This is a genomic window from Actinoplanes sp. NPDC019969 (genome assembly GCF_055562375.1).
In genome coordinates, this window is record NZ_JBVHFK010000001.1 from 486047 (window position 1) to 513034 (window position 26988).

The window sequence follows — 26988 nt, forward strand, 5'->3', positions numbered from 1 at the left end:
GTCCGGTTTTCCGTAACTCTGTGTAACGGTCGCGTAAAAGAGGCTGGCCCCATGGGAGATCGTCCCGGCCGCCAACCCCTCAACGGGTAGTGGATCGCGCAGGTGACGCGACACACCACGAGTGCGTCTCACTGCATCAGAACCGCTCGACCGGGCGATGGACACCCCAGACTCCGCGGAGGGTGTGACACACCTCCCCTACGGTGGCACGTAGCCGCAACGCCTCTTTCATCAACGGTAGGACGTTCACCGTTCCTTCGGCGGCCTTCGCGAGATCTGCCAGCGCGGCCTGCACGGCGGGCTCGTCCCGGTCGGCCCGCAGCCTCGCCAGCCGGGCCACCTGGGCGGCCTCGATCGCCGGGTCGACCCGCAGCGGCTCGTACTTCTCCTCGCTGTCGGCCACGAACCGGTTGACGCCGACCACCACCCGCTCGCCCGCGTCGATCTCGGTGGCGATCCGGTACGCCGAGGCCTCGATCTCGTTCTTCTGGAAGCCGGCCTCGATCGCGTCGACCGCCGAGCCGAACTCGAAGACCCGGTCGATCAGCGCGGTCGCCTCGGCCTCCACGGCGTCGGTCAGCGCCTCCACCGCGTACGACCCGGCGAACGGGTCGACGGTGCCGGTCAGGCCGCTCTCGTAGGCGAGCACCTGCTGGGTGCGCAGGGCCAGCCGGGCCGACTTCTCGGTCGGCAGCGCGATCGCCTCGTCGTACGAGTTGGTGTGCAGCGACTGGGTGCCGCCGGCCACCGCGCCGAGCGCCTGGATCGCCACCCGGATCAGGTTGACCTCGGGCTGCTGGGCGGTGAGCTGGACGCCCGCCGTCTGGGTGTGGAACCGCAGCATCAGCGACTTCGGGTCCTTGGCCCCGAACTCGTCCCGCATGATCCGTGCCCACATCCGCCGGGCCGCCCGGAACTTCGCGATCTCCTCCAGCAGCGTGGTCCGGGCCACGAAGAAGAACGACAGCCGGGGCGCGAAGTCGTCGACGGCCAGGCCGGCGGCGATCGCGGCACGGACGTACTCGATGCCGTTGGCCAGGGTGAACGCGATCTCCTGCGCGGGCGACGCGCCGGCCTCGGCCATGTGGTAACCGGAGATCGAGATGGTGTTCCACTTCGGGATCTCGGCCTTGCAGTAGGCGAAGGTGTCGGCCACCAGGCGCAGCGACGGCTTGGGCGGGAAGATGTACGTCCCGCGGGCGATGTATTCCTTCAGGATGTCGTTCTGGATGGTGCCCTGCAGAGCCGCCCCGGGGACCCCCTGCTCCTCGGCGACCAGCTGGTAGAGCAGGAGCAGCACCGAACCCGGCGCGTTGATCGTCATCGAGGTGGACACCCGGTCCAGGGGGATGTCCTTGAAGAGCAGCCGCATGTCGTCGATCGAGTCGATCGCCACGCCGACCTTGCCGACCTCACCGTGCGCGATGGGGTCGTCGGAGTCGTAACCCATCTGGGTGGGCAGGTCGAAGGCGACGGACAGGCCCATGGTCCCGGCCGCGAGCAACTGGTGGTAACGGGCATTGGACTCGGTGGCGGTGCCGAAACCGGCGTACTGCCGCATGGTCCACGGCCGCTTCGTGTACATCGTCGGATAGACGCCGCGGGTGTAGGGAAATTGACCGGGCTCGTCGGTCCCGGCGCTCGCGGGCACGTCAGCAGGGCCGTACACCGGCTTGATGGGAAACCCTGACTCTGCATTCACACGGCTGATCCTAAGACTCGTTAAGGCGGCCCACCGTGAGGAATTTGCCACCCTCTGTTCGTTGTCGCTGCACCCTCCGCCACTCGCTCGCTACCCACGGTGGAAGTGTGGTGAACAGTGCCGCAGCGACTTTCGTTAACAGGCAACCTGCGGGCAAGATAGCGGGGTTGGTCGACAGCCCCTATACCCCCTCGGTGGCATCCTCAGTGACTCAAATTCCGACGTGGAACGGTGGTTCGGCTCCGGTCAGCGGACGCGCCGCCCCGGGCACGCTCATCGGCGGGCGGTACACGCTGCGCGCCGCGGTGGGTCACGGTGGCATGGGAACGGTGTGGAAGGCAGCTGACACGCTGCTGCGTCGCGACGTCGCGATCAAGGAGGTCATCCTCCCGCCCGGCCTGGCGCCCAGCGACCGCGACGCGATGTACGAGCGGACCATGCGCGAGGCCCGGGCCGCGGCCGCGCTCCAGCACCCCGCCGTGGTGCAGGTCTACGACGTCGTGCACGAGAACGGCCGCCCATGGATCGTGATGGAGCTGCTGGACGCCCGCAGCCTCGCCGACATGGTGATCGAGGACGGCCCGATCTCCCCCCGCGTGGTGGCGAAGATCGGCATCGCGCTGCTCGGCGCGCTCGAGGTCGCCCACGCCCACGGGGTCCTGCACCGCGACGTCAAGCCGGCCAACGTGCTGATCTGCGGTGACGGCCGGTGCGTGCTGACCGACTTCGGTGTCGCCCGGATGCCCACCGACGTGCAGCTGACCACGCCCGGCATGGTGCTCGGCTCGCCGCACTTCATCTCCCCGGAGCGGGCCATGGGCCACGACTTCGGGCCGCCGAGCGACCTCTTCTCGCTCGGCGTCACGCTCTACACCGCGATCGAGGGCCGTCCGCCGTTCGACAAGGGCGACCCGATCGAGACCATGCACTCGGTGGTCGAGGACCCGCCGGCGCCGGTGGTGCGGGCCGGTTCACTGACCCCGGTGCTGATGGGCCTGCTGGAGAAGAACCCGGCTCAGCGGATGGACGTGCAGACCGCCCGGACGATCCTGCGGCAGCAGCTCGCCGGCCCGCTGGCCAGCAAGAACCCGCCGCACATGATGACCGACCCGTACTCGGTCGTCCCGTCGCCGCGCCCGGTCAGCCCGGCCCCGGCGGAGACCCAGCAGATCCCGCCGCAGCCGCAGCCGTCCGGTCAGATCGGCGGCCGGGCCATGCTGTCGCCGGACGAGTCGCTCACCGATCACCTGGCCAAGCTGGAACAGCAGAACTCCGGCGGCCGCCGGCGCGCTCCCGAGCCGCCGCCGCCCGCCCCGGTGTCGAGCAAGAGCGTCCCGACCGGCACCATGCCGGCGTACAAGCTGCCCGACGGCGGCCGTTCCTCGGCCGACCCGACGAGCGTCATCCCGCCGCAGAACTCGTGGGTGCAGCCGCCGGTCGCCGAGCCGCGCCAGGGCACCGTGGTGATGAGCCCGGCCGCCAAGCGCCGCAACACCGTCGGCAACGTGGTCGGCACCGTGCAGCAGACGGCAGGCCGGGCCGCCGCCACGTTCCGGTCGTGGCCGCGCAACAAGCAGCTGATCTCCGGTGGCGCGGCCGCCGCCGTGGTGCTGGTCCTGGTGCTGGTCTTCGCGATGAGCGGGTCCGGCGAGCCGACCACGCCGACGCAGGCGGCCGAGCAGCCGAGCACGCCCACGGCCGCCGCCGTCGAGACCGCCGACTACAAGGGCAACGCCGCGGTCAGCGTGAAGGTGCCGGCCGGCTGGACCCGGGCCGCCGGCGGGGTGTACGTGGAGTACATCGAGCCCACCGACAAGAGCACCAAGGTGCGCGTCCTGGTGGAGAAGGGCTCGGTCGACCCGAACAAGTTCGTCACCCAGACCGCGCCGGCCGGGCTGAAGAAGGGCAAGACCTGCCCGGCGCCGTTCACCTCGGTCGAGGTCAAGCAGGTCGAGGTGGCCGGCAACCCGGGGGCGCAGCTGGAGTACACCTGCGGCGAGGGCGAGGCCAAGCGTCACGGCATCTGGCGGATGACCACGGTCGGCGGCAAGATGTACTCCTTCTACCTCACCACCACCGACGCCAAGTTCGCCGACTACCGCAAGTATTTCGACACCATGGCGGAGACGTTCCAGCTCAGCCTGTGACGGCGCTGTGCTATCAATCCCTGATGGCACCAGAAGTTGATGTTGACCTGATCGCCCGGGCCGAGGCCTGGCTCGCCGACGACCCTGATCCGGTGAGCCGGGCCGAGTTACGCGCGGTGATCGACGGCCTGCCGGACACCGCGGCCGACCTGAGCGACCGGTTCGCCGGCCCGCTCACCTTCGGCACGGCGGGCCTGCGCGGCCGGCTCCGCGCCGGGCCGAACGGTATGAACCTGGCGGTGGTCACCCGGGCAGCCGCCGGTCTGATCAACTGGCTGGACGCCCAGGGCGGCGAGGGACCGCTGGTCATCGGCTACGACGCCCGGCACGGGTCGCGGGAGTTCGCCGAGCGGACCGCGCGGGTGACGACCGGCGCCGGCCGCGAAGCGCTGCTGCTGCCCGGCACGCTGCCGACCCCGGTGCTGGCGTACGCGGTGCGCGCACTCGGCGCGGTCGCCGGCGTGATGGTCACGGCGAGTCACAACCCGCCGCAGGACAACGGCTACAAGGTCTATCTCGGCGCGGCGCTGGGCGGCCCGGCCGGGGACGGGGCGCAGATCGTGCCGCCCGCCGACGCCGGCATCGAGGCGGCCATCCGCGCGGTCGCGAGCGTGGCGTCGGTTCCGCTGGGCGGTCCGGGCACGGTTCTCGGCGACGAGATCCTTGCGGGGTACGTCCGGAGCGCCGCCGCCGTCCTCACCGAGGGCGGCCCGCGTGACCTGGCCATCGCGTACACCCCGATGCACGGGGTGGGCGGTTCGACGGTGGTCGCCGCGTTCGCCGCCGCCGGTTTCCCGGCCCCCGCGGTCGTCGCCGACCAGGCCGAGCCCGACCCCGCCTTCCCGACCGTGGCCTTCCCCAACCCGGAGGAGCCGGGCGCCATGGACCGGCTGCTGGCCCTGGCCGCGTCGTCCGGCGCCGACCTGGCGATCGCCAACGACCCGGATGCCGACCGTTGCGCCGTGGCGATCCCCGGCCCGGACGGCTGGCGCCCGTTGCGCGGAGACGAGCTGGGGGTGCTGCTCGCCGACCATCTGATCCGCCGCGGCGTCCCCGGCCTGTACGCCACCACGATCGTCTCGTCGTCGCTGCTGGGCCGGCTGTGCGCGGCTCGTGGCGTGCCGTACGCGGAGACCCTGACCGGCTTCAAGTGGATCGTGCGGGCCGCCGGCGAGCTGGCGTTCGGTTACGAGGAGGCCCTCGGGTACTGCGTCGCCCCGGCCATGGTCCGCGACAAGGACGGCATCACCGCCGCCCTGACCGTCGCCGAACTGGCCGCCGAGCTGAAACGGCACGGCCGTACCCTCGCCGACCGGCTGGACGAGCTGGCCGCCGAGTTCGGGCTGCACGCCACCGACCAGCTGTCGGTCCGCGTCGACGACCTCACGGAGATCGGCGCGGCGATGGGCCGGGCCCGGCGCAACCCGCCCGCGACGCTGCTCGGCGCGCCGGTCGTGGAGACGACCGACCTGCTGCCGGACAACGACGTGCTGACGTTCCGCACCGCCACGACCCGGGTGGTGATCCGCCCGTCGGGAACGGAACCGAAGCTCAAGGCGTACCTCGAGGTGGTCGTCGACGGTGACCCGGCGACCGCCCGCACCCGGGCGGCGACCGATCTGATCGCCCTCCGCGCCGAGATCGCGGCAACGCTCGGCGTCTGAGGCTCCGTTCGGCGTGTGGATTTCGGGCGCTCTGCGCGGCCGAAATCCACACACTCGAAGGCGTCAGATCGGTTTCGGAGCGCCCAGCGCGGCCTGGATCGCCTTGCCGAGGGTGGCCACCACCAGCGCGACGCTCGGCCGCACGATGGAGTCCTCCAGGCTCACGTCACCGACGAAGCCGGCGTTGCTGGCGATCTCCACGAGCCGCTCGTGGGCCCGCTCGGACTCCCCGGCAGGGAGCTTGAGCGCCGGGGTCATCCGGGCGGCGACGAGCAGGGTGGCCAGCGCGGCCGTCCGCTCGTCGGGCAGGGTGTCACCGATCAGCGCGGCAGCCAGCCGCTGCCGGATCTCCAGCTCGTAGGCGGGGTCGGTGGTCGGGTACCGGTGGACGTGGATCACGCCGAGCTGGGTCTCGTCGACGTCCTGCACCACACCCCGGGCGCACAGGTCCTCCAGCACCCGCGTGCGCAGCCGGTGCCGGAGGCGCTGCAGCCACTGGGCGGGTGTGTGCGGCTCGTCGGTCGCCACCTTCGCCAGCACGGCGTCGGCGACGGGGTCGCCCAGCGGGGTGGCGTCGACGACGGCGAGGTGGCCGTCGGCGGCGTAGGCGATCCGGTTTGCCAGCGCGAGGTCGATCAGCACCGCGGCGGCCATGCCCAGGTCGAGCCCGATGCGGGAGCCCGTGGCCTTTCCGGTCTGGTCGTCATACGCGAGGAGCAGAAGTTCCTCGGCGAGCGGGATGGGGGTCATAAATGGCAACGATAGTGGTCCTCGTCATCAGCTCCGATCCCCAGGTCGGTCAGATCCAAGACCATCCTGCGACTCGTGTCACTCGGCCGTTACCGCTACTTGAGCAACGATCGGCTCGATCACCGGGCGGATGACCCCCGATCCGGCGAGATCCACCAGGATCCGGTCCCGCTGCGCGAACCAGGTCAGCGAGTCCCGGATGCCGTCGGCGACGGTCCGCCCGGCCCGCCAGCCCAGCAGGTCCGCGGCCCGCGAGCCGCGGGTGAACGCCCCGGCCGGATCGCCCGGCCGGCGCGGCGCCGCGACCGTCGTGACCGGGCGGTCCACCACCCCGTTGAAGGCGTCGACGAACTCCAGCACCGTGGTGCCGGTGCCGGTGCCCAGGTTGATCGCCAGGTGCCCGCCGCCGGCCGCCGGGAAGAGGGAGTCGAACACCTCCAGCGCCCGCAGGTGCGCCCCGGCCAGATCCCACACGTGCACGTAGTCCCGGATCCCGGAGCCGTCCCGGGTCGGATAGTCCACGCCGGTGACCGGGAACGGGCGGCCCTCCCGGTACGCCTCGATCAGCTTGCCGAGGACGTGGGTCGGGGCCGGCAGTTGCAGGCCGGTCCGCATCTGCGGGTCGGCGCCGATCAGGTTGAAGTAGCGCAGCGCCAGCGTCCGCAACGGGGTGGCCGCCCCGATGTCGGCGAGCATCTGCTCCACGATCAGCTTGGTCCGCGCGTACGGGCTCAGCGCCGTCACGCCCGCCTCGTCGTCCACCGCGAAGTCGTCGCCCGGCCGGCAGATCGCCGCCGACGAGCTGAACAGCAACCGGGTCACCCCCCGGCCGATCAGGTGGTCGGCGAACTCCAGCGTCTTCGTCACGTTCTCCCGGTAGTAGTACGCCGGGGCGCGTACCGAGTCCGGCACCACGATCAGCCCGGCGCAGTGCACCACCGCCGTGATGTCCGGATGGTCGTCGAAGATCCGGTCGAGCAGCGCCGCGTCAGCGATGTCGCCGAGATAGAACGGTCGCCCCCGGCAGAACTCGAGACGGCCGGTGACCAGGTTGTCGAGGATGATCGGCTGGTGACCGGAGTCGAGGAGGCACGACGCGATCGTGCTGCCGATGAAACCCGCGCCACCCGCGATCAGAACCTTCACCGAGGTCCTCCTGATGCCGAAGTCCGCCGAAAGGCTAGCGCCACCGGCTACAACGACCCGCGCCGGATAAGGTGCTCGGCGTGCAAGCGATCCTCGCCACCCTCGGCTATGTGCTCTCCCCCGACCGCCGCAGCGTGCTGATGATCCGCCGGGACGCCCGTCCCGACGACATCCACTACGGCTACTACAACGGTCTCGGCGGCAAACTCGAACCGGACGAGGACATCGTCTCCGGCCTACGCCGCGAGATTCACGAGGAAGCCGGTCTCGACTGCACGGGAATCGATCTGGCGGGCACCATCTCCTGGCCCGGATTCGGCCGGAACGGGGAGAACTGGTTCGGTTTCCTGTTCCGCGTCACGGCCTGGACCGGAACACCGCACACCAGCAACGATGAGGGTTCCCTGCACTGGGTCGACGTCGCCGAGGTCCTCGCCGGCAACCTCCCGATGTGGGAATCCGACCGCCATTTCCTTCCGCTGGTCTTCGCCGATGCGCCGCAGGTCTTCCACGGCGTCATGCCGTTTTCTTCCGGCAGGGCGACCAGCTGGTCCTACCAACCTTGATGGGGTACGGCCCAGCCAGTCCACAAACGCGACATCGGTCGTTCCGTGGCTGCCACGCGAGCTTTGCGCGGGTCACCACCGAAACGCGTCTTTCGGGCGTGTGCGATGGCTGAGGCGTACCCCGAAAGGCTTTTCAGAAGCGGCGCATGCCGCCGAACTGGCGGTCGCCGGCGTCGCCCAGACCCGGGACGATGTAGGCCTTCTCGTTCAGACCCTCGTCGATGGAGGCGGTGACCAGGCGCAGCGGCAGGCCCGAGGCGGCGAGGCGCTCGACGCCCTCCGGAGCGGCCAGCACGCAGCAGATGATGATGTCGGTGCAGCCGCGGTCGGCGAGCAGCCGGCAGCAGTGCAGCAGCGAGCCGCCGGTGGCCAGCATCGGGTCCAGGACCAGCACCGGCTGGCCGGTCAGGTCACCGGGGAGCGACTCCATGTACGCCCGGGGCTCGTGGGTCTCCTCGTCACGGGCCAGGCCGACGAAGCCCATCGACGACTCGGGGAGCAGCCCCAGCGCGGCGTCGGCCATGCCCAGGCCGGCCCGCAGGACCGGGACGATCAGCGGCGGGTTGGCCAGGCGGGTGCCCTCGGTGGGGGCGACCGGCGTCTCGATGGGGTACTTCTCGACGGCGAAGAGGCGGGCGGCCTCGTAGACGACCATGGTCGTCAGCTCGTGCAGCGAGGCGCGGAAGACACCGGAGTCGGTCTCGGTGCGGCGCATCGCGGTGAGCCGGGTCTGGGCCAGCGGGTGATCTACGACAAGGACGTCCACGGGCAACAACCTATCGTTCCAGCAAGATCAACTGTCACAGGGTTGCGTAGAATCGTTCTCATGACTGTGACAGCGTCCGCTGGACTGTCCGATCTCCGCTCCTTCCTGCACGGCCTGCCCGGGGTCGACAAGGTGGGCGTCGAGGCGCGGGCGGCGGCGCTCGCCACCCGCTCGATCAAGGCCGGCAGCAAGGCGAAATCGATCGACCTGGCCATCCGCATGGTCGACCTGACCACGCTCGAGGGCGCCGACACGCCCGGCAAGGTGCGGGCCCTGTGCGCCAAGGCCCAGCGCCCGGACCCGGCCGATCCGTCCTGCCCGCCGGTCGCCGCGATCTGCGTCTACCCCGCGATGGTCCCGGTGGCCGCGTCCGCCCTGGCCGGCTCGTCCGTGCACCTGGCCAGCGTGGCGACCGCCTTCCCGTCCGGCCAGGCGCCGCTGGAGGTGAAACTGGCCGACACCCGGGAGGCCGTCGCCGCCGGGGCCGACGAGATCGACATGGTGATCAGCCGGGGCGCGTTCCTGGCCGGCGAGTACGACCGGGTCTTCGACGAGATCGCCGCCGTCAAGGACGCCTGCGGCGGCGCCCATCTCAAGGTCATCCTGGAGACCGGCGAGCTCGGGACGTACGACGCCATCCGCCGCGCGTCCTGGCTGGCGATGCTCGCCGGCGCCGACTTCATCAAGACCTCGACCGGCAAGGTGGCGGTCAACGCGACCCTGCCGATCACCCTGGTCATGCTGGAGGCGGTCCGCGACTTCCGGGACCGGCACGGCCGCGTCATCGGGGTCAAACCGGCCGGTGGCATCAAGACCACCAAGGACGCCATCAAATACCTCGTGCTGATCAACGAGACCGTGGGCGACGAGTGGCTGCACCCCGACCGGTTCCGCTTCGGCGCCTCCTCGCTGCTCAACGACCTGCTCATGCAGCGGACCAAGCTGACCACCGGCCACTACGCCGGCCCGGACTACTTCACCCTGGACTGAGGCCCATGTTCGAATACGCGCCAGCCCCCGAGTCCCGCTCCGTAGTAGATATCGCCGGGTCCTACGGGCTGTTCATCGACGGCGAGTTCGACGGCGGCCAGGACGGCAACGTCTTCAAGACCGTCAACCCGGCCACCGAGGAGGTGCTGGCCGAGGTCGCCGCGGCCGGCGCCGAGGACGTGGACCGGGCCGTGGCCGCGGCCCGCCGCGCGTTCGGCCCCTGGTCGGCGCTGCCCGGCGCGGAGCGCGCGAAATACCTCTTCCGGATCGCCCGAATCATCCAGGAGCGGTCCCGCGAACTGGCCGTCCTGGAGTCGCTGGACAACGGCAAGCCGATCAAGGAGTCGCGCGACGTCGACCTGCCGCTGGTCGCCGCACACTTCTTCTACTACGCGGGCTGGGCCGACAAGCTGGCGTACGCGGGCTTCGGCCCCGACCCCCGCCCGCTCGGCGTGGCCGCCCAGGTGATCCCGTGGAACTTCCCGCTGCTGATGCTGGCGTGGAAGGTCGCGCCCGCCCTGGCGACCGGCAACACCGTGGTGCTCAAGCCGGCCGAGACCACCCCGCTGTCCGCGCTGTTCTTCGCCGACGTGTGCCGGCAGGCCGACCTGCCGCCCGGCGTGGTCAACATCGTCACCGGGGCCGGCGACACCGGGGCCTACCTGGTCCAGCACCCGGACGTGGACAAGGTGGCGTTCACCGGCTCGACCGAGGTGGGCCGGGAGATCGCCCGGACCGTGGCGGGCACCGGCAAGCGGGTCACCCTGGAGCTCGGCGGCAAGGCCGCCAACATCGTCTTCGACGACGCCCCGATCGATCAGGCGGTCGAGGGCATCGTGAACGGGATCTTCTTCAACCAGGGGCACGTCTGCTGCGCGGGTTCGCGCCTGCTCGTGCAGGAGTCCCTTTTTGAGCCGCTGCTCGAGTCGTTGAAGCGCCGGATGGCCACGCTCCGGGTCGGTGATCCCTTGGACAAGAACACCGACATCGGCGCGATCAACTCCGCTGCACAGTTGGCGCGTATTTCGGAATTGTCGGAAATAGGGACATCAGAAGGCGCGGAGCGCTGGTCGCCGGCCTGTTCCCTGCCGGACCGGGGTTTCTGGTTCGCGCCGACGATCTTCACGGGCGTCACCCAGGCCCACCGGATCGCCCGCGAGGAGATCTTCGGGCCGGTGCTGTCCGTGCTCACCTTCCGGACCCCGGAGGAAGCGGTCGCCAAGGCCAACAACACGCCGTACGGATTGTCGGCCGGCATCTGGTCGGAGAAGGGCTCGCGGATCCTCGCCGTCGCCGACCAGCTCCGCGCCGGCGTGGTCTGGGCAAACACGTTCAACAAGTTCGACCCGGCGTCGCCGTTCGGCGGCTACAAGGAATCCGGCTACGGCCGGGAGGGCGGCCGGCACGGCCTGGAGGCGTACCTTGCCTAAGTCATCGAAGGTCTTGGAATCGGGGCCGTCCCGGCTTACCGTTCGCAAGACCTACAAGCTCTACATCGGCGGCAAGTTCCCGCGCAGCGAGTCAGGACGAACCTACGTGGTGGACGGCGACAACGTGGCCCTCGCCTCCCGCAAGGACGCCCGCGACGCCGTGCTCGCGGCCCGGGCGGCGCAGCCCAAGTGGGCCGGCGCGACGGCGTACAACCGGGGTCAGGTCCTCTATCGCGTCGCCGAGATGCTCGAGGCCCGCCGGGCCGAGTTCACCGCCCTCGGCGTTCCGGGCAGCGAGGTGCACGCCGCCGTCGACCGCCTGGTCTGGTACGCGGGCTGGTCCGACAAGATCGCCCAGGTGACCGGCGGCGCCAACCCGGTCGCCGGGCCGTTCTTCAACATCTCCGCGCCGGAGCCCACCGGGGTCGTCGCCGTCGTCGCGCCCGCCTCACTGCTCGGCCTGGTCAGCGTCGTCGCGCCGGCGATCGTGACGGGGAACACCGTGGTCGTCCTCGCCGCCGGCCCGCAGGTCGCGATCACCCTGGCCGAGGTGCTGGCCACCTCCGACGTCCCGGGCGGCGTGGTGAACCTGCTCACCGGCCGCTACGCGGAGACCGCCCCGTGGCTCGCCTCCCACGACGACGTCAATGCCCTCGACCTGACCGGCGTGGAGCACCCCGAGCTGGCCGCCGAGCTGGAGCGGGCCGCGGCGGGCACGCTGAAGCGGGTGATCAGGCGCGGGACAGCGACCGACTTCACCGCCGACCCCGGCCTGCGGCCGATGACGGCACTGCTGGAGACGAAGACGGTGTGGCATCCGAAGGGCTACTGAGCCCACCGGGGACGCTGTCACACAGCGTTGCCGACTAGGGTGTGTGCCCAGAGTCACCCGTCCCGCCACCCCCAGATCACCCGGAGGTCACCGTGACCAGCCAGTCCGACGAGCCCGAGGCGTCCGCGCCGGTGGCGGAGAAGTCCTCGCCCGAGGGGTCTTCCGGGCGGGAGCTTTGGGATCAAGTCCGCATCGAGCCGGTGGAGATCGCGCTGCCGGGCGGGGTGGGCCTGACCCTCCGGGCGTACCGGAAGGCGTCCGAGCTCACGCCGACCGAGATCGTCGTCGATGAGGACGACCCCTTCGAGGCCCGCAAGCGGCGTGCCGAGGAGGAGGAAGAGGTCATCGTCGACGAGGAGTACGAAGCTCTCCTCGCCGAGGGTTCCGCCGACGCGGACGCCGAGGCCTCCGCCGAGGAGCCGGACCCGACCGACTTCGAGGACGAGAAGCCGGCCCAGCCGGATGACGAGGAAGTACCCATGTTCCTCAGTCACAAGGGCCGACTGCTGGCGTTCAAGAGCGCCGAATCGCTCGTCTCGTTCGTTCGTTCGGGTGCTCCGCACGATCTCGCACAATTGGACACCTGGGGTGACCTGGCCGAGCGGGTACAGTCGAGCGACGTCGACCCGCAGCCGGAGGACCGCTACGAGCTCGACCTGGTGGTGGAGAACCTCCGCGGCGGCCACGACACGTGGGATCTGCCGTTGCTCATCAACGCCGGCGAGGTGGCCCGTGATCTGGGTTACGCGCTCCGCATCAAACCGGTGATCCTGGCACTGTCGCCCGGCTCACCCCTCGACGACCTCGACGAGTCCCTTCGTACCGCCGAAAAAGGCGGAATGGGCGGGTTCTTCGGTCGGCGCCGATTGAAGAAAATCGGGGCACAACAGGCGAGTCTCGGCTGGCGTTCGGTCATCGGCAAGATCTCTGCCGCCGTGGACTGGCGTGACTGACCGATTACCAGGGAATATCAGTCCTTGGCCACAGAGAAGCACTCCCGGGGAGGAGGACGACGCCGTGGCGCTCGTGCGCGTGTACTGCGGTCTGGCGTCGGCTGATGATTCGGTGCGTTCGGCCTCGGCCGCTCCGCTGACCATCGCCGTGGTGGACGACGCAGGCCGGCTGCTCGGCGTCCATGAGATCAGCGACGACCCGGCCGGGTACGCCCAGCTGGGAACGCTGCTCGTGGAACGGACGACGGGCTTCAGCGACGCGGCGGTCGCCGCCGACAGCGACGACCACGTCGTGACATCCCTGCTCACCGCGGCCGGCCGGCCGCTCGTGGTCGTCGACGACGATGCCGTCGACGACTACGCGGAGCGCTTCTCCGACGACGACTCCCCCGAGGAGATCTCCGCGCCGGCGGCCGCCCGCAGGGCCGTCGGCCTGGCCCGGGCGCTGCAGGCCGGCGCCATCGCCGCGGTGACCCTGCAGGCGCCACGGGACCTGGTCAGCTACAAGCCGGTCCTCGCGGCGCACGTGGCCATGCTGAACGGGCGCAACGCCGCCGGGGTCGCCCTGCGCGAGGTGCTGCGGGAGCTCTATCCGGCGGCGCTCCGGGCGTACCCGGACCCCGCCGACCCGATCGCCCTCCTGGTCCTCGACGCGCTGCCCGAGCCCGGCCGGCTGACCGGCCGGGACGAGGACGTCACCGAGATCGCCCGGGAGATCGCCGACTCCGCGACCGTGAGCGAGAGCGAGCTGGCCGCCGCCATCACCGCGTTGCAGGTGGCGATCAGCGAGTCACCGCGCCGTGGCGGCGTCAACAAGTCCCTCGCCCCCGCCGCCGCCGACGCGGTCCGCCAGGCCATCGCCGCCGTCCGCGCCAGCGACTTCGCCTGCCAGGTGCTGGTCGGCACCCTCGCCGCCCGGGCCACCCCGCCCGCCACCGGGCCGAACGTCGGCCGTCGCGGCGCCCGCCGCGGCACCGAGCCGGTGCTGCAGCCGGTGCCCGGCGCCGACAACGGCTCCCGGTTCGGCCGTCGTGGCCGCCCCGAGCCGATCTCCACCGGCAGCGGCCCGGCCACCCCGCAGCCGATGACCGCCCCGCCCGTCGCACCGGACCCGCTCACCGCGCCACCGGTCGCCCCCGCCGCGGCGAACGGCCTGCCCGGCCGGGCCACCGCCGGCCCGCTGAACCGGCCCGTCTCGGTTCCGCCGCCCCCGCCGGGCATGACGCCGATCACCCCGGGGACCCGCCCGGTTCCGGCGACGCGCAGCCCTCTCGCGCCGACCTCGGGTCCTTCGCTCTCACCGCGCGAGCCGTCTCTGATGCCGCGCAACCCCGCCACGCCGACCTCGGTTCCGCCGCGCAACCCCGCCACACCCACGTCGGTCCCGCCGCGCGAACCCTCTCTGATGCCGCGCAACCCGGCCACCCCGTCGTCGGTGCCGCCGGGCGGAGCCAGCACGCCGGCCGAGGCCGGCGAGCCGTTCCGTGCCACGCTGAGTCACGCCGAGCTCAGCCGGGCCCGCGCCGAACGTCAGCGCACGGTCATCCCGCCGCGCCCGTCGTCTGCGACCCGGCCCGCCGCCGCCGCGGCCAACGGCGCCACCGACTTCAGCCTGCCGATGCCGACCCAGCGGCCCGCTCAGGAGACGCCTGAGCCGGGTTCCCGGGCCAACTGGCCGCTGCTGAACACGGAAAAGGACGAGGCCACCCGCCCCGACCTGCCCACCCCGGACGATCTGCCGTCCCGGCCGGATCTCCCCACTCGGACCGGCCCGTCGTCGCGGTCCGACCTCTCCGCCATCACCTCCCGGCGCGACATGCCGTCCCGTGGCGAGAAGACGTCCCGGATCGACCTCCCGTCCCGTGGCGAGAAGACCTCTCGGATCGACCTCCCGTCCCGAGGCGACGCCCCTTCCCGCGGCAACGCCCCTTCACGTGGCGACGCACCGTCCCGGGGAGACCTGCCGTCCCGTGGCGACCTGCCGTCCCGTGGCGACCTGCCGTCCCGTGGCGACCTGCCGTCCCGGGGAGATCTTCCGTCGCGAGGCGACGCGCCGTCTCGTGGTGACCTGCCGTCGCGGGGTGACCTGCCGTCCCGGCCCGCCGCCGCGTCGATCAGTTCGCCGCCGGCCGGTGGCCGGGTGAAGCCGCCGTGGCACGACATGCCGCAGGAGCCGCCGGCGCTGGACCTGCCCAAGGAACCCGCGCTCCGGCTCGTCGATCAGGCCCGCAACAGCAGCGGCCGGGCCCGCCTCCCCGGACTCGACCAGCTCGGCGGCGCCCCGTCGGCCCGCCGCCCCGAGGACAGCCAGCCACCCAAGATCACGGCGTTGGACCGCAGCGCCACCCCGCCGGTCCCCGCCGACAGCAACGACGGCGACCTGCTGATCTTCGCGGCGGCCCGGTCCGCCTGGTTCACCGGCCACAACGACTCCACCGACGTCACCTGGTCCAACCCGAACGACAGCGGATGGCGCGCCGCTCAGAAGGCCGCCACCCCCGCCGTCGCCGCGGAGACGTCAGCCGGCCTGCCTAAGCGGGTCCCGCAGGCGAACCTGGTTCCCGGTTCCCCGCTACGCGAGGAACGCCCGGTCCGGATCGTCCGCGACGCCGCCTCGATAGCCGCCCACACCACCGGCTACTTCCGTGGCTGGCGCCGCGGCCAGGAGATCGGTGGCTTCGCGATGGGTGGCCGCCCGGGCCGCGAGGCCGCCGGCGGCTGGGACTTCAGCCGCGACGGCCAGCCCGCCGACGAGTTCCGCAACAACAACGCGGGCTACAGCGGCCGCTGACACCGAAACAGCCGACGGGCCGCGACCATCCCCGGTCGCGGCCCGTCGTCATGCTCTCCCCCTCCACGCAGCCAGGCAAAGATCAAATGCGTTTGCGGGTACGGCAGCCCGAACCGGCGATCAAAGTGCTCACTGCCCGGCTGGGGCCAGCAACCAAAGCCCTCTGGGCCAGGGCGGGGCCGGCGGCAAAGCCCTCGCTGCCGACCGGGACCGACAGTTCAATTCCTCCACTGCAGTTCGGAACCAGCGGCCAAGCGCTCACAGCCACAGGCAAAGCCCGACAGCCAAGCCTTCACGACCGGTCGAAGCCGACAGTCAAAGCCCTTCGCGACAGGTCGGAGCAGCCAAGCCCTCCTGGCGGAGCCGGCGTAAACGGTCGAAGCCTCTCACGGCCGGTAGGACCAGCAACCAAAACGCTTACGGAGATGCCGTGACCGCGGAGACGGATGCCGCCGCGCCACCAGCGCGGCCCAGAGCGCCCGAGACGTCCGCGACAATCAGCTAGGCAAGATCGGCTTCATCGTTGCTCCAGGACCGTCCCGGACCGCCGCATCGGCGGGCTACGCAGGATCTCAGCCACAGGCCGACATACATCCAAGCGACTGGCGGCCCCGACCGCAGGAGGAGCGATGGCTCCAGGGGTTCCGGACCGGAATAGCTCCGGACGAGCTTCGGCCCCCGCCGTGGTCAAGCGGGATGAGGCCGACTGTCGTCCACAAGCTGGAGCCGCGAGGACGGCCCCAGCAGCAGCATCTGCCGACGACCTCGGCCCAAGAATCGGTGGCGAGCGAAACCCTCCAGGCTCTGATCGCCAGGCATCCGGTAATGGGCACGGATGTGCGGACAGAGCCCGGCCCGCACGGCTTAGGCGACCCCGCAGTGGGTAGCGCTAGAGGCAAGAGCCCGACCGGACACAGGGGATGATCCGCTGGATGAGATCGAGCGATGACAACGGGTGATCACTCGTATACGATTGCGAACGGCCGGAAAGCGCGCGAAAGCCCCGCACCGGCCACTGGAGTGTTCCAGCAGACGCTGCGGGGCTTTCGACCGCTTCGTCAGACGGGCGCTGTGCTGACTAGGGGGCGTTCGGCTGCTTAGGCGGGTGCCGTGGCGCGGGTGCGACGCATCGTCAGCACATACTCGACGAGCGAGATGAGGACGTTCTTCGTCGACTCGCGGTTACGGGCGTCGCAGCTCACGACGGGCACGTCGCTGGAGACAGCCAGAGCGTCTCGCACGTCCTGCGCGTTGTGGTACTGCATACCGTCGAAGCAGTTGATCGCCACCAGGTACGGCAGGCGCCGGTGTTCGAAGAAGTCGATGGCGGCGAAGCAGTCGGCGAGCCGACGCGTATCCACCATGACGACTGCCCCGATGGCACCCCGGACCAGTTCGTCCCACATGAACCAGAACCGTGTCTGGCCAGGTGTGCCGAACAGGTAAAGGATCAGGTCACGGTCGATGCTGATCCGGCCGAAGTCCATGGCCACGGTCGTGGTCATCTTGCCCGGCACCTGCCGGTTGTCGTCGACACCCACACCGGCCGAGGCCATGATCGCCTCAGTGGTGAGCGGGGTGATCTCGGAGACCGACCCCACCAGCGTCGTCTTACCGACGCCGAAGCCACCGGCGATGACAATCTTCGCCGATGTCACGCGTCCCGCAGCGGGACGGTGCGACATGTCAGAGCCTGCGAAGTCCACTCAGCACCCTTTCCAGCAGTTCCGTGCCTACCGCGTCGGTCTCGTCCTCGAGCGAGGTGGGCTCATACACCGCGACCAGGCCGTCAGTGGCCATGTCCGCGACGATCACCCGTGCCACACCGAGCGGCAGTTGCATGCGTGCGGCGATCTCGGCGAGGGACTGAACCCGGCCGCCGTCACACATCGCCGCGATGTACTGATGCTCGCTTCCACCCTGCCCGCCGCGGTTGATCCCGGAGCGGCCGCGCGTGGTTGTCTCGACCAGCGCTTCCAGCGCTATCTCAAGCTTCGGTCGGGTCCGACCACGGGTCATGGCGTACGGCCTGACCAGCGCGCCAGTCGGCTCATCGCGTTCAGGCATCGTCACCCTCAACCCCTTCCTCGGCCCCTCGAAGTGTATTGGTTATCAAAGCTTTGACCAGTAGCCGGCTGAGCTTATCCGTGGTGTGAAACCGCGGATCGACCCATGAATCGTGCCGGCCCACTATCGGTGTCAGCCCAGGACCCCGGCCGCGGAACGCGGCGCGGGGGTGAGGGCCTCTCCGACCCGGTCGACCAGGAGAGCCATCTCGTACCCGACCTGCCCGACGTCGCAGCTGCGAGCCGCGAGCACCGCGAAGGACGAACCATCGGAGATGGACATCAAGAACAGGAAACCATTGTCCATCTCGACGACCGTCTGGAGGACGGCGCCACCCTCGAAGCATCGAGCGGCGCCCTGGGTCAGGCTTACCAACCCGGATGCGATAGCCGCCAACTGGTCGGCCCGGTCCCGGGGGAGGTCCCGCGAGGACGCCAGGAGCAGCCCATCGGCGGAGACCGCGATCGCGTGCGCAACCCCGGGGACGCGGTCAGCGAAGTTGGCGAGAAGCCAACCGAGATCCTGCGTAGATGTCATGCCTCATGCTCCTTGCCAGCCTGCGAGGGCTGCTGCCCTCCCGGAGTGTCCTCCAGGTTGGTCGATTGTTCCTTGGTGCGACCGCGCTGCACACCGCGGTGGTACGCGGACAGAAGACCGCGGACCCCCTCGGGAGTACGGCGCTGGACGGAGTTGCCGCCCCGATCGACACCGCCGGGGACGAGTTGAGCCATCGGCGTGCGCTTCGGCAGGCCCGCCGTGGTGGTGGTCTCGATCGGCGCCTCGGCGGCCGCACGGGCCGCCTGCCAGCCGTCGTCCGCCGCGGTGCGCCACGGGTTCGACGCGGGTGCGCCGTTGCCGTAACCCACCGCCGCGGCGGCCGGTGCACCAACAGTAGCCGTGTCGCGATCCCGCGACTCCGGGGACGCCTGCTGCGGCACTCCCGGGGTCCGGACCGGCTCGCCGGTCGGGATCCGCTGGGAGACGACCGACTCTTCGCCGGCGCCGGAGACCTTGGGCCGCACCTCGGCGTTGGGGCCGGTGGTGGTGAACCAGGCCGACTCCAGCTCCCGGAAGATCGGCAGTTCCATCGTCTCGTCGGCGAACGGGACGGCGCCTTCGCGGGCCGACGCCATCTGCGCGGCGGCGGCGGCCTGCGCCTCCACCGGCTCGACCGGCGGGGCCGAGTTCGGCACCGGGGCGGTCTGCGGGTTGGTCGGCGGCGTGACCTGCGGCTGGGCCTCGAAGTTCTCCGGCCGGAACCGCGGGATCTCGGCGGTCATGTCGAGCGCGGCGGCCAGGTTCTCCGGGACGTGCGGCGCTGCCGTGTCCCGTTCCGCGGCGACCGGCGGCCAGGCCGGGGGCGCCGAGGCGAACGGGTTCCGCTGGTCGGGCGATCCGGAGACCGGCGACGCCGAGACCGGCTCCGCCGGACCCGTGTAGAACGGGGCCGCGGAGACCGGAGGCGCCGAGGTGACCGGCGGTGCCGAGATCGGCGGGGCCGGCGGCGCGGAGACCGGTGGCATGAACGCGTTACGGGCCTGGGTCTGGCTCTCCGGGTTGGCGGGGAGCTGACGCGGGATGGTCGCCCCGAAGCCGTTGCCGTCCCCGTCGGGACGGAAACCGTCCGGCCGGAAGTCGTCACCGTTGCGGCGCTGAGCCAGCTCGTCCAGCCCGGCGAAGCCCTGCGGGCCGGCCGGCAGCGGCGGGATGATCTCGTTGCTGCGCGGGCCGTGGAATCCGTTGGCGCCGTTCGAGCCGTTGGCGCCGTTCGAACCGTTGGCGCCGTTCAAGCCGTTGGCGCCGTTCGAGCCGTTGGCGCCGTTCGAGCCGCCGAAGCCGTTGGAGCCACCGAACCCGTTGGTGTTCGCGGTGTAGCCGCCGAATCCGGCCGGCGCGGCGCCGGTCAGGTCGGACCAGGCCGGAACCGAGCCGTTGGAGCCGTTCGACGGGTTGAAGCCGCCGCTCTCCAGGGCCAGGGGCTCGCCGAAGCGGGGCAGGTCGCCACGAGGATCGCCGCCACCGAAGGAACCGAGTGACTGGACCTGGGCGGTGGCCGCGGCGGCCAGGACCGAGACGGGCAGGCCCACCTCGGCGACGGTGCCGCGCTCGCGGTCGGCCGGGCGGAGCTCGACCCGGACCTGGTGCCGGTTCGCTAGCCGGGCGACCACGACCAGGCCCATCATCCGGGAGACGGCCACGTCCACCGTCGGCGGGTTGGCGAGCCGCTCGTTGAGGTCGCGGAGCTGCTCGCGGCTGATGCCGATGCCGTGGTCCTCGACCGTCAGCACGGCGTTGTCACCGATGCGCCGGGCCTCGACGAGAACGTTGGAGTTCGGCGGGGAGAAGGCGGTCGCGTTGTCGAAGAGCTCGGCGACCAGGTGGACCATGTCGTTGACGGCGTGCGCCGCGACCTCGATCTCCCGGTCGATCATGCCGAACTCGATGCGGGTGTAGTGCTCGACCTCGGACTGCGCGGCGCGGAGCACGTCGATCAGGGCGGCCGGCTCCCGCTGCACACGGGTCGAGTCGGCGCCGGCGAGGACCAGGAGGTTCTCGTCGTTACGACGCATTCGGGTGGCCAGGTGGTCGAGCTGGAAGAGCTCGGCCAGCCGGTCCGGGTCCTCCTCGCCACGCTCCAGCCGGTCCAGGTGACCGATGAGCCGGTCGACCAGGATCTGCGAACGGCGGGCCAGGTTGACGAACATCGTCGCGACGGAGGCACGCAGGGCGGCCTGCTCGGCGGCGGTGCGGACGGCCTCGAGGTGAACCGCGTTGAACGCCTCGGTCACCTGCCCGAACTCGTCCCGGCTGCGCACCGGGAGAGGCTCGGCGATCTGGTCGGCGACCTGGGCCGGGGTGAGCGACGCGGACAGCGCCGGGTCACGCAGCCGGCTCACCGCGTGCGGCAGGCCGAACTGGGCGACGGCGAGCGCGCCCTGGCGCAGCTCACGCAGTGAGCGGGCCATCGACCGGGCGACCAACCACGCGAAGAGGATGGCCAGCAGCAGCATGCCCAGCAGGAGGCTGGTCTCCAGGAAGACGTCCTGGTTGGTGTCGTTGCGCAGCGTCGTGGCCTCATCCACGATCCGCTTGTCGAACTCCACCTCGACCTGACGGAACAGCTGGTTGTAGCCGGCGAGCGCCTCTTCCCAGTTGGCCGTGTTGATCGGCAGACCGGAGATGTCGTCGGTCTGCAGCGAGATCATCGGGTTGGTGTAGTTCTCGGCCTGCTGCTTCTTCGGGCCGACGATGACCTTGTCGTAGTACTCCCGCTCCGCCGTGGAGGCGACCGAGTCGAGAGTCTGCCCGGCGAGTTCGAGACCGGTCAGGGTGGACAGCAGGTCCCGGCGGAACTCGCTGCCGAAGGCCTTCTTCGCGATGACCTGCTGGCCGATGTAGCGCTGCTGCGCGACGTAGTCCTTGGCCTGGGCGACCGCGGCCACGACCCGCAGCCGGTCGCTCAGGTCCTGGTCGTTGGCCAGCTGCGCGGAGATGACGCGGACCTGGAGCAGGTCGTTGATCAGGGTGTTGTACGTCTTGAGGACGTCAGCCGGCTCCACGCCGCCCTTGGCGACCCGGCTGCGGAACACCGGCAGGTCCTCGAGGTTGCGGTCGAGGCGGAGGAGAAGGACGCCCACGTTCTCCGGGACGTCCTCCAGACCGGTCTGCTGGATGTACGGGTCCTTGGCCGCGTCGACATCGCCGTGCTCGCCGTTGTAGAGCTCGACAGCGGACTTGAAGGCCGGGCCGCCGGTGGGAGCAACAGTGATCATGACGCCGTACGTGCGCTCGGCCTGCAGGTGGTCGACCAGACCACCGGAGGCTTCGGAGAGCACCGAGAGGGTGCGTGCGCGCTCCGCGTTACTGGCTTCGTCGATGTGGTCCACGAGGCCGTTGACACCGACGATGATCGTTGCGACCGTCGGCACCAGCATGATCAGGCCAAGTTTGGACCAGATTGGTAGGTCTCGCAGCCGACCCGCGGGTCGCCGCAGACGCGACATGACGCCATTCGCGCTACTGGGGCGCTTGCTCACGTCACCGTCCTCCTGATTCGGGCCCGGCATTCGGCTCGCCGGACACCGCACACGGCCGACTCGCCGACGTCGGGCCCCCGAGATTCCATCACGACAAGTGTCAAAGAGAAAGAGCAGGCGGACACGGACCGGTTGTGTGACGCGATGTTGCAACCTCGTAGTTGGACATCGCCGGTCTCAGATCACTGCCTGTGGAACTGCACATCTCTCAAGGTCACTCACTGGGCGGCGTGGCATTGGGGGGTGGGTGCACGCCGACCGGGTCCCGATCGTAGTCGATCGCGATAAGAGTGACGATGACTCGGTTCCCCGCGATCGGCAAGGCGAGACGCCCGAGTATGCCGACTTTGCAGGCGGCAGTCTAGCCGAACGGCGGGGTCCCGGAGTCGGACGGTGGATTTCTTTTAACGTACGTTCGTCCAGATCCGTTTATAGGCGGATAAGCGCGCTTTTCAGGCGAGGAGCTTGGCGTACGCCGGCTTGATCACCTCATTGATCAGCACCAACCGCTCGTCGTACGGAATGAACGCCGACTTCATCGCATTGATCGTCAGCCACTGCAGTTCCATCCAGCCCCACCCGAACGCCTCGGTCAGCAGCGTCATCTCCCGTGACATCGAGGTGCCGCTCATCAGCCGGTTGTCGGTGTTGACGGTGACCCGGAACCGGAGGTCGTGCAGCAGCTTGATCGGGTGCTCGGCGATCGACGGCGCGGCCCCGGTCTGCACGTTCGACGACGGGCACAGCTCGAGCGGGATCCGCTTGTCCCGGACGTACGCGGCCAGCCGCCCCAGCACCGGCGGCGCCGAGTGGGTGCCCCCGGTGACCGACGGGGCGCTAGGCCCGTCCGCGGTGGCCGTGATGTCGTCGACGATGCGTACCCCGTGTCCCAGGCGGTCCGCGCCGCACCACTGGATGGCCTGCCAGATCGACGGCAGGCCGAAGGCCTCGCCGGCGTGGATGGTGAAGTGGAAGTTCTCCCGCTGGAGGTACTCGAAGGCGTCCAGGTGCCGGGTGGGCGGGAAGCCGGCCTCGGCGCCGGCGATGTCGAACCCGACCACGCCGCTGTCCCGGTAGCGGACCGCCAGCTCGGCGATCTCCTGCGACCGGGCGGCGTGCCGCATCGCGGTCAGCAGCGTGCCGACCCGGATCGGCGTGCCCTTGGCGGCGGCCTCGGCGCAGCCCTCCCGGAAGCCCTCGTGCACCACCTCCACGACCCGGTCCAGAGTGAGGCCGCGTTCCAGGTGCTGCTCCGGGGCGTACCGGATCTCGGCGTAGACGACGCCGTCGGCGGCCAGGTCGAGAGCGCACTCCTTGGCGACCCGGTGCAGGCCCTCCTCGGTCTGCATCACCGCCACGGTGTGCGCGAAGGTCTCCAGGTACCGTTCCAGCGAGCCGGAGTCGGCGGCCGCGACGAACCACTCGCCGAGCCGTTCCGGATCAGTGGAGGGCAGCTCGTGACCGACCGCCTCGGCCAGCTCGACGATGGTGGCCGGCCGCAGGCCACCGTCCAGGTGGTCGTGCAGCAGGACTTTCGGGGCCTTGATGATGTCGGAGTGTGCGATGCCAGCCATCCGAGAAGCCTAGACGGCTGTCGAGCGTTCTTCTTGACAGACGTCCGGACTTCAGATCTTCAACGAACCAACAGGAAGCACCCGATGATCGACGGAGCGATTCCGTATCTGCGGTGCCCGGTGTGCCGCGACACACTGGCCCGCCACGAGCGGGCGCTGCGCTGCCCGCGCGGGCACAGCTTCGACATGGCCAAGCAGGGGTACGCCGACCTCAGCGCCGGCCGCCTGCCGCACACCGGGGACAGCGCGGACATGGTCGCCGACCGGGCCGCGTTCCTGGCCGCCGGGCACTACTCGTTCATCGCCGGCGCGCTGGCCGGACACCGGACCGACGGCCTCGTCCTGGACGCGGGCACCGGGACCGGCGACTATCTGGCCCGGTTCCTGGACGACTCCCCGGCGGCGATCGGTCTCGGACTGGACGTCTCCAAGCCGGCGCTGCGCCGGGCCGCGAAGGCCCATCCCCGGGCGGCGGCGGTGCTGGCCGACCTGTGGCGGCCGTTTCCGGTCGCCGACGCGGCCGCCTCGGTGATCCTCGACGTCTTCGCGCCCCGCAACGGCCCCGAGTTCCACCGGGTGCTGCGCCCGGACGGGGTGCTGCTGGTGGTCACCCCGGCCGCCGACCACCTGTCCGAGCTGATCGCCGCGTACGGCCTGATCCAGGTGGACCCGGACAAGGCCGCCCGGGTCCAGGAGAGCCTCGGCGGGCACTTCACGCTCGTGGAGTCCGCCGCCCACCGCCGAAAGCTGACGCTGACCGCGGCGGAGGCCCGGACGCTGATCGGGATGACGCCCAGCGCCCGGCACCTGCCGGCGGACGGCCTGCCGGCGCACGACGTCACCGTGACGGCCGCCGTCGACGTGGCCGTCTACCGCCCCCGGCCCTAGACGGAGAGGTCGACCTCTTCCCACTCGGGCGGCTGATCGTGGTACGGCCCGTCGAAGACGACCGCCCACTCCAGCGCCCACCGACGCTGGCCGATCGCGTTGCTGTCCACCTCGCCGGGCAGCGACCTGCCGTGCTGTTCCGCCTCCTGGTACGCCCAGTCCAGGCAGTAGTAGAGGTCGAGCAGCACCGCGGCCTCGACCGGATCGCGGACCGCGACCAGTGACCGGGACCGCCAGCTGGTGAAGCTCTCACCGGCCGGCAGGTCCGGCATCTGCGTCATCAGCCGGTCGTCCGGGGCCACCGTGGGGTCCAGGTGCCGGCTCAGCCCGAGCAGCCAGGCCAGCGCGAAGACCGCGTCGTGGTGCAGCACGAACGAGCGGTGATCGCCTTTCGCGCCGATCACGAACTGCCACTCCGGCGGGGTGACCAGCTCGACCAGGTGCGAGCCGAGCAGCCAGCTCATCGCCGCCTCGGTGGGCATGCCGAAGCAGCGCGCGACGACGACGTGCAGCACCGCGGCTCGGGCTTCCAGCTCCGCGACCGGGCGCAGCTCGACCGTGTCACCGGGCTCCCAGACCAGCGGGAACGCCAGTGGGGGCAGGGGCAGGCCGAGCCGGGCCAGTTCGTCGAGGCTCGCCTCGCGAACGGCACGGGGGTCGGGGACGACCTTCTGCATGGCGCCTCAGGCTATGCGGTCGAGCAGCAGCGGGACAGGGGCAACCGCCTCGGCGCCGACGGTGAACGCCCCGGCGGCGTCGTCGCGGGCCGCCGGGATCCGCGTCTCGTCGTCGGCGCGCAGCTCCAGCAGCACGTCACCGGCCTTGACCCGGTCGCCCGGGCGGACCTTGAGCTGGACGCCGGCGCCGAAGCTGACCGGGTCCTCCTTGCGGGCGCGGCCGGCGCCGAGACGCCAGGCGGCGATGCCGATCCCGTACGCGTCGATCGCGGTCACCACCCCGTCCTCGGTGGCCCGCAGCACCTCGGTGTGCGCTGCCGTCGGCAGTGCCGCCTCCGGGTCGCCGCCCTGGGCGCGGATCATGTCGCGCCAGGTGTCCATCGCCTTGCCGGACGCCAGGACCTTCTCCGGGTCGGCGTCCACGCCGGCCGCGGCCAGCATCTCCCGGGCCAGGGCCAGGGTGAGCTCGACGACGTCGGCCGGGCCGCCGCCGGCCAGCACCTCGACCGACTCGGCCACCTCGTTGGCGTTGCCGACGGCCAGGCCGAGCGGGGTGCTCATGTCGGTGAGCAGCGCGACCGTGGTGACGCCGCTGTCCTTGCCGAGCTGGACCATGGTGCGGGCCAGCTCCTGCGCGTTCGCCAGGTCTTTCATGAACGCGCCGGTGCCGACCTTCACGTCGAGGACCAGCGCGCCGGTGCCCTCGGCGATCTTCTTGCTCATGATCGAGCTGGCGATCAGCGGGATCGCCTCGACCGTGCCGGTGACGTCGCGCAGCGCGTAGAGCTTGCGGTCGGCCGGGGCCAGGCCCTCGCCGGCGGCGCAGATGACCGCGCCGATCTCCTGCAGCTGGCTCTTGAACTGGTCGTTGCTGATCCGGGCCTGCCAGCCGGCGATCGACTCCAGCTTGTCCAGGGTGCCGCCGGTGTGGCCGAGGCCGCGGCCGGACAGCTGCGGCACGGCCACCCCGCACGCGGCGACCAGCGGGGTCAGCGGCAGGGTGATCTTGTCGCCGACACCGCCGGTGGAGTGCTTGTCGGCGGTCGGCCGGGTCACCGAGGACAGGTCGAGGCGCTCGCCGCTGGCGATCATCGCGGCGGTCCAGCGGGCGATCTCGGCGCTCGTCATGCCGCGCAGCAGGATCGCCATGGCCAGCGCCGACATCTGCTCGTCGGCGACGATGCCCTTGGTGTACGCGTCGACGACCCAGTCGATCTGGGCGTCGGTGAGGACATGCCCGTCCCGCTTGGCCCGGATGACGTCCACTGCGGTAAAGGCGCTCACGCCCGGTCCTCCCAACGCTGCGGGATCCCCTCGGGAGCCTCGCCCTCACCAGCCCAGGACAGTGCGCCCTCGGCGTCCACCACCACGACCCGCGGAGTGCGGACCAGTCCCCAGGCCACCGCGGCGGACGCGCTGGCCAGGTTCGGCCCTTCCTCCAGGATCCCCTTCTCCTCGGTCGAGCCGGGCTCGCCGGACGACCGTTCCCAGTACCCGGTCCATATCGTCTCGCCCCCGGACAGGTCCGGGTGGACGAACACGGTTCCGCGGCCACGCCATCGGGCCAGGTCGGCCGGCACGTCGGCGCCGCCGACCGGGCCGGTGACCCGTTCCATGTCCTCGTAGCCGAAGGCGTGCGGCAGCAGCTCGGTCATCCGCAGCGGCCGGGGCAGCGCCTCGACCAGCAGCTCCGGGCCGCCGTGCTCCCAGAGGAGCTGCCGGCAGCGGCCGCACGGCATCAGCGGGGCGCCGGTGGCGTCCACGCACGAGATCGCCACCAGGCGGCCCCCGCCGGTCGCGTGCAGCGAGCTGACCAGGCCGCACTCGGCGCACAGGGTCATCCCGATGGACGCGTTCTCCACGTTGCAGCCGACGACCACGCGGCCGTCGTCGACCAGGCCGGCCACCCCGACCGGAAAGTCGGATATCGGCGTGTACGCCCGCCGCATCGTCTCGATGGCGGCGGCACGCAGGGCCGCCCAGTCGATCTCCATGACACCGATTCTGC

General features: G+C 70.9%; 21 protein-coding genes. 9 read left to right on the forward strand and 12 right to left on the reverse strand.

Annotation, left to right across the window (positions count from 1 at the left end; all coding sequences use genetic code 11):
• Positions 1-136 precede the first annotated feature (136 nt).
• Positions 137-1702 (reverse strand): acyl-CoA mutase large subunit family protein, encoded by a 1566-nt coding sequence (locus tag ACZ3II_RS02270; protein WP_465515801.1) that lies wholly within the window; start codon positions 1700-1702, stop codon positions 137-139.
• 206 nt (positions 1703-1908) lie between these two features.
• On the opposite strand from ACZ3II_RS02270, the gene ACZ3II_RS02275 reads away from it, so the two are divergent.
• Both ACZ3II_RS02275 and ACZ3II_RS02280 read left to right on the forward strand, forming a co-directional pair.
• Complete coding sequence (locus ACZ3II_RS02275; protein WP_465515802.1) at positions 1909-3849, forward strand: serine/threonine-protein kinase; 1941 nt, start codon at positions 1909-1911, stop codon at positions 3847-3849.
• 23 nt (positions 3850-3872) lie between these two features.
• Positions 3873-5513, forward strand: coding sequence for a phospho-sugar mutase (locus tag ACZ3II_RS02280; protein ID WP_465515803.1), 1641 nt, complete (start codon positions 3873-3875; stop codon positions 5511-5513).
• 63 nt (positions 5514-5576) lie between these two features.
• On the opposite strand, the gene ACZ3II_RS02285 is transcribed toward ACZ3II_RS02280, so the two are convergent.
• Together ACZ3II_RS02285 and galE are read right to left on the reverse strand one after the other, a co-directional pair.
• Complete coding sequence (locus ACZ3II_RS02285; RefSeq protein WP_465515804.1) at positions 5577-6263, reverse strand: GOLPH3/VPS74 family protein; 687 nt, start codon at positions 6261-6263, stop codon at positions 5577-5579.
• 78 nt (positions 6264-6341) lie between these two features.
• A complete protein-coding gene (galE, locus tag ACZ3II_RS02290; protein WP_465515805.1) occupies positions 6342-7409 on the reverse strand; it encodes a UDP-glucose 4-epimerase GalE in 1068 nt (355 codons plus the stop codon).
• Positions 7410-7489: 80 nt separating this feature from the next.
• On the opposite strand from galE, the gene ACZ3II_RS02295 reads away from it, so the two are divergent.
• The gene (locus ACZ3II_RS02295) at positions 7490-7975 is read left to right on the forward strand and encodes an NUDIX hydrolase (RefSeq protein ID WP_465515806.1); all 486 of its coding nucleotides are present in this window, start codon (positions 7490-7492) and stop codon (positions 7973-7975) included.
• Between the two features lie 133 nt (positions 7976-8108).
• On the opposite strand, the gene upp is transcribed toward ACZ3II_RS02295, so the two are convergent.
• Complete coding sequence (gene upp / locus ACZ3II_RS02300; RefSeq protein ID WP_465515807.1) at positions 8109-8741, reverse strand: uracil phosphoribosyltransferase; 633 nt, start codon at positions 8739-8741, stop codon at positions 8109-8111.
• 60 nt (positions 8742-8801) lie between these two features.
• On the opposite strand from upp, the gene deoC reads away from it, so the two are divergent.
• From deoC to ACZ3II_RS02325, 5 genes are all read left to right on the forward strand, one after another.
• Positions 8802-9731 carry a deoxyribose-phosphate aldolase gene (deoC, locus tag ACZ3II_RS02305; RefSeq protein WP_465515808.1) on the forward strand — a complete coding sequence of 310 codons (930 nt, stop codon included), beginning with the start codon at positions 8802-8804 and terminating at the stop codon, positions 9729-9731.
• A gap of 5 nt (positions 9732-9736) precedes the next feature.
• Entirely contained in the window at positions 9737-11161 is a 1425-nt protein-coding gene (locus tag ACZ3II_RS02310; RefSeq protein ID WP_465515809.1) for an aldehyde dehydrogenase family protein, read from the forward strand.
• Positions 11154-11993 carry an aldehyde dehydrogenase family protein gene (locus tag ACZ3II_RS02315; protein ID WP_465515810.1) on the forward strand — a complete coding sequence of 280 codons (840 nt, stop codon included), beginning with the start codon at positions 11154-11156 and terminating at the stop codon, positions 11991-11993. Before ACZ3II_RS02310 ends, ACZ3II_RS02315 begins: the two co-directional genes overlap by 8 nt.
• A gap of 92 nt (positions 11994-12085) precedes the next feature.
• Positions 12086-12946, forward strand: coding sequence for a DNA primase (locus ACZ3II_RS02320; protein WP_465515811.1), 861 nt, complete (start codon positions 12086-12088; stop codon positions 12944-12946).
• A gap of 112 nt (positions 12947-13058) precedes the next feature.
• The gene (locus tag ACZ3II_RS02325) at positions 13059-15737 is read left to right on the forward strand and encodes a transposase (RefSeq protein WP_465515812.1); all 2679 of its coding nucleotides are present in this window, start codon (positions 13059-13061) and stop codon (positions 15735-15737) included.
• A gap of 1097 nt (positions 15738-16834) precedes the next feature.
• On the opposite strand, the gene ACZ3II_RS02330 is transcribed toward ACZ3II_RS02325, so the two are convergent.
• From ACZ3II_RS02330 to ACZ3II_RS02350, 5 genes are all read right to left on the reverse strand, one after another.
• Positions 16835-17422, reverse strand: a complete 588-nt coding sequence (locus ACZ3II_RS02330) for a GTP-binding protein (protein WP_465516584.1) — start codon at positions 17420-17422, stop codon at positions 16835-16837.
• 1 nt (position 17423) lies between these two features.
• Positions 17424-17804, reverse strand: coding sequence for a DUF742 domain-containing protein (locus tag ACZ3II_RS02335; protein WP_465516585.1), 381 nt, complete (start codon positions 17802-17804; stop codon positions 17424-17426).
• A gap of 132 nt (positions 17805-17936) precedes the next feature.
• Complete coding sequence (locus tag ACZ3II_RS02340; RefSeq protein WP_067706828.1) at positions 17937-18341, reverse strand: roadblock/LC7 domain-containing protein; 405 nt, start codon at positions 18339-18341, stop codon at positions 17937-17939.
• Positions 18338-21841, reverse strand: a complete 3504-nt coding sequence (locus tag ACZ3II_RS02345) for a sensor histidine kinase (protein WP_465515813.1) — start codon at positions 21839-21841, stop codon at positions 18338-18340. Before ACZ3II_RS02345 ends, ACZ3II_RS02340 begins: the two co-directional genes overlap by 4 nt.
• A 452-nt stretch (positions 21842-22293) precedes the next feature.
• On the reverse strand, positions 22294-23415 hold the full coding sequence (locus tag ACZ3II_RS02350; protein ID WP_465515814.1) for an adenosine deaminase: 1122 nt from the start codon (positions 23413-23415) through the stop codon (positions 22294-22296).
• A gap of 84 nt (positions 23416-23499) precedes the next feature.
• Between ACZ3II_RS02350 and ACZ3II_RS02355 the strand changes: the two genes are divergently transcribed.
• Positions 23500-24303, forward strand: a complete 804-nt coding sequence (locus ACZ3II_RS02355) for a putative RNA methyltransferase (protein WP_465515815.1) — start codon at positions 23500-23502, stop codon at positions 24301-24303.
• Here ACZ3II_RS02355 and ACZ3II_RS02360 read toward each other — a convergent pair.
• From ACZ3II_RS02360 to ACZ3II_RS02370, 3 genes are read right to left on the reverse strand one after another with little or no spacing between them, the layout of a single operon-like run.
• Positions 24300-24980, reverse strand: coding sequence for a DUF4272 domain-containing protein (locus ACZ3II_RS02360; protein WP_465515816.1), 681 nt, complete (start codon positions 24978-24980; stop codon positions 24300-24302). The two genes, ACZ3II_RS02355 and ACZ3II_RS02360, sit on opposite strands and share 4 nt — an antisense overlap.
• A gap of 6 nt (positions 24981-24986) precedes the next feature.
• Positions 24987-26264 carry a thymidine phosphorylase gene (locus ACZ3II_RS02365; RefSeq protein WP_465515817.1) on the reverse strand — a complete coding sequence of 426 codons (1278 nt, stop codon included), beginning with the start codon at positions 26262-26264 and terminating at the stop codon, positions 24987-24989.
• Positions 26261-26974, reverse strand: a complete 714-nt coding sequence (locus tag ACZ3II_RS02370; RefSeq protein WP_465515818.1) for a cytidine deaminase — start codon at positions 26972-26974, stop codon at positions 26261-26263. The genes ACZ3II_RS02365 and ACZ3II_RS02370 overlap by 4 nt, the downstream gene beginning before the upstream one ends.
• Between the last annotated feature and the right edge of the window lie 14 nt (positions 26975-26988).

Excerpts from the sequence above, each read along its gene's own strand:
- ACZ3II_RS02340 (WP_067706828.1), bottom strand. The coding sequence starts at position 18,341 with ATGACATCTACGCAGGATCTCGGTTGGCTTCTCGCCAACTTCGCTGAC.
- ACZ3II_RS02310 (WP_465515809.1), top strand. The coding sequence starts at position 9,737 with ATGTTCGAATACGCGCCAGCCCCCGAGTCCCGCTCCGTAGTAGATATC.
- ACZ3II_RS02370 (WP_465515818.1), bottom strand. The coding sequence starts at position 26,974 with ATGGAGATCGACTGGGCGGCCCTGCGTGCCGCCGCCATCGAGACGATG.
- deoC (WP_465515808.1), top strand. The coding sequence starts at position 8,802 with ATGACTGTGACAGCGTCCGCTGGACTGTCCGATCTCCGCTCCTTCCTG.
- ACZ3II_RS02330 (WP_465516584.1), bottom strand. The coding sequence starts at position 17,422 with ATGTCGCACCGTCCCGCTGCGGGACGCGTGACATCGGCGAAGATTGTC.
- ACZ3II_RS02350 (WP_465515814.1), bottom strand. The coding sequence starts at position 23,415 with ATGGCTGGCATCGCACACTCCGACATCATCAAGGCCCCGAAAGTCCTG.
- ACZ3II_RS02355 (WP_465515815.1), top strand. The coding sequence starts at position 23,500 with ATGATCGACGGAGCGATTCCGTATCTGCGGTGCCCGGTGTGCCGCGAC.
- ACZ3II_RS02360 (WP_465515816.1), bottom strand. The coding sequence starts at position 24,980 with ATGCAGAAGGTCGTCCCCGACCCCCGTGCCGTTCGCGAGGCGAGCCTC.
- ACZ3II_RS02285 (WP_465515804.1), bottom strand. The coding sequence starts at position 6,263 with ATGACCCCCATCCCGCTCGCCGAGGAACTTCTGCTCCTCGCGTATGAC.
- ACZ3II_RS02280 (WP_465515803.1), top strand. The coding sequence starts at position 3,873 with ATGGCACCAGAAGTTGATGTTGACCTGATCGCCCGGGCCGAGGCCTGG.
- ACZ3II_RS02335 (WP_465516585.1), bottom strand. The coding sequence starts at position 17,804 with ATGCCTGAACGCGATGAGCCGACTGGCGCGCTGGTCAGGCCGTACGCC.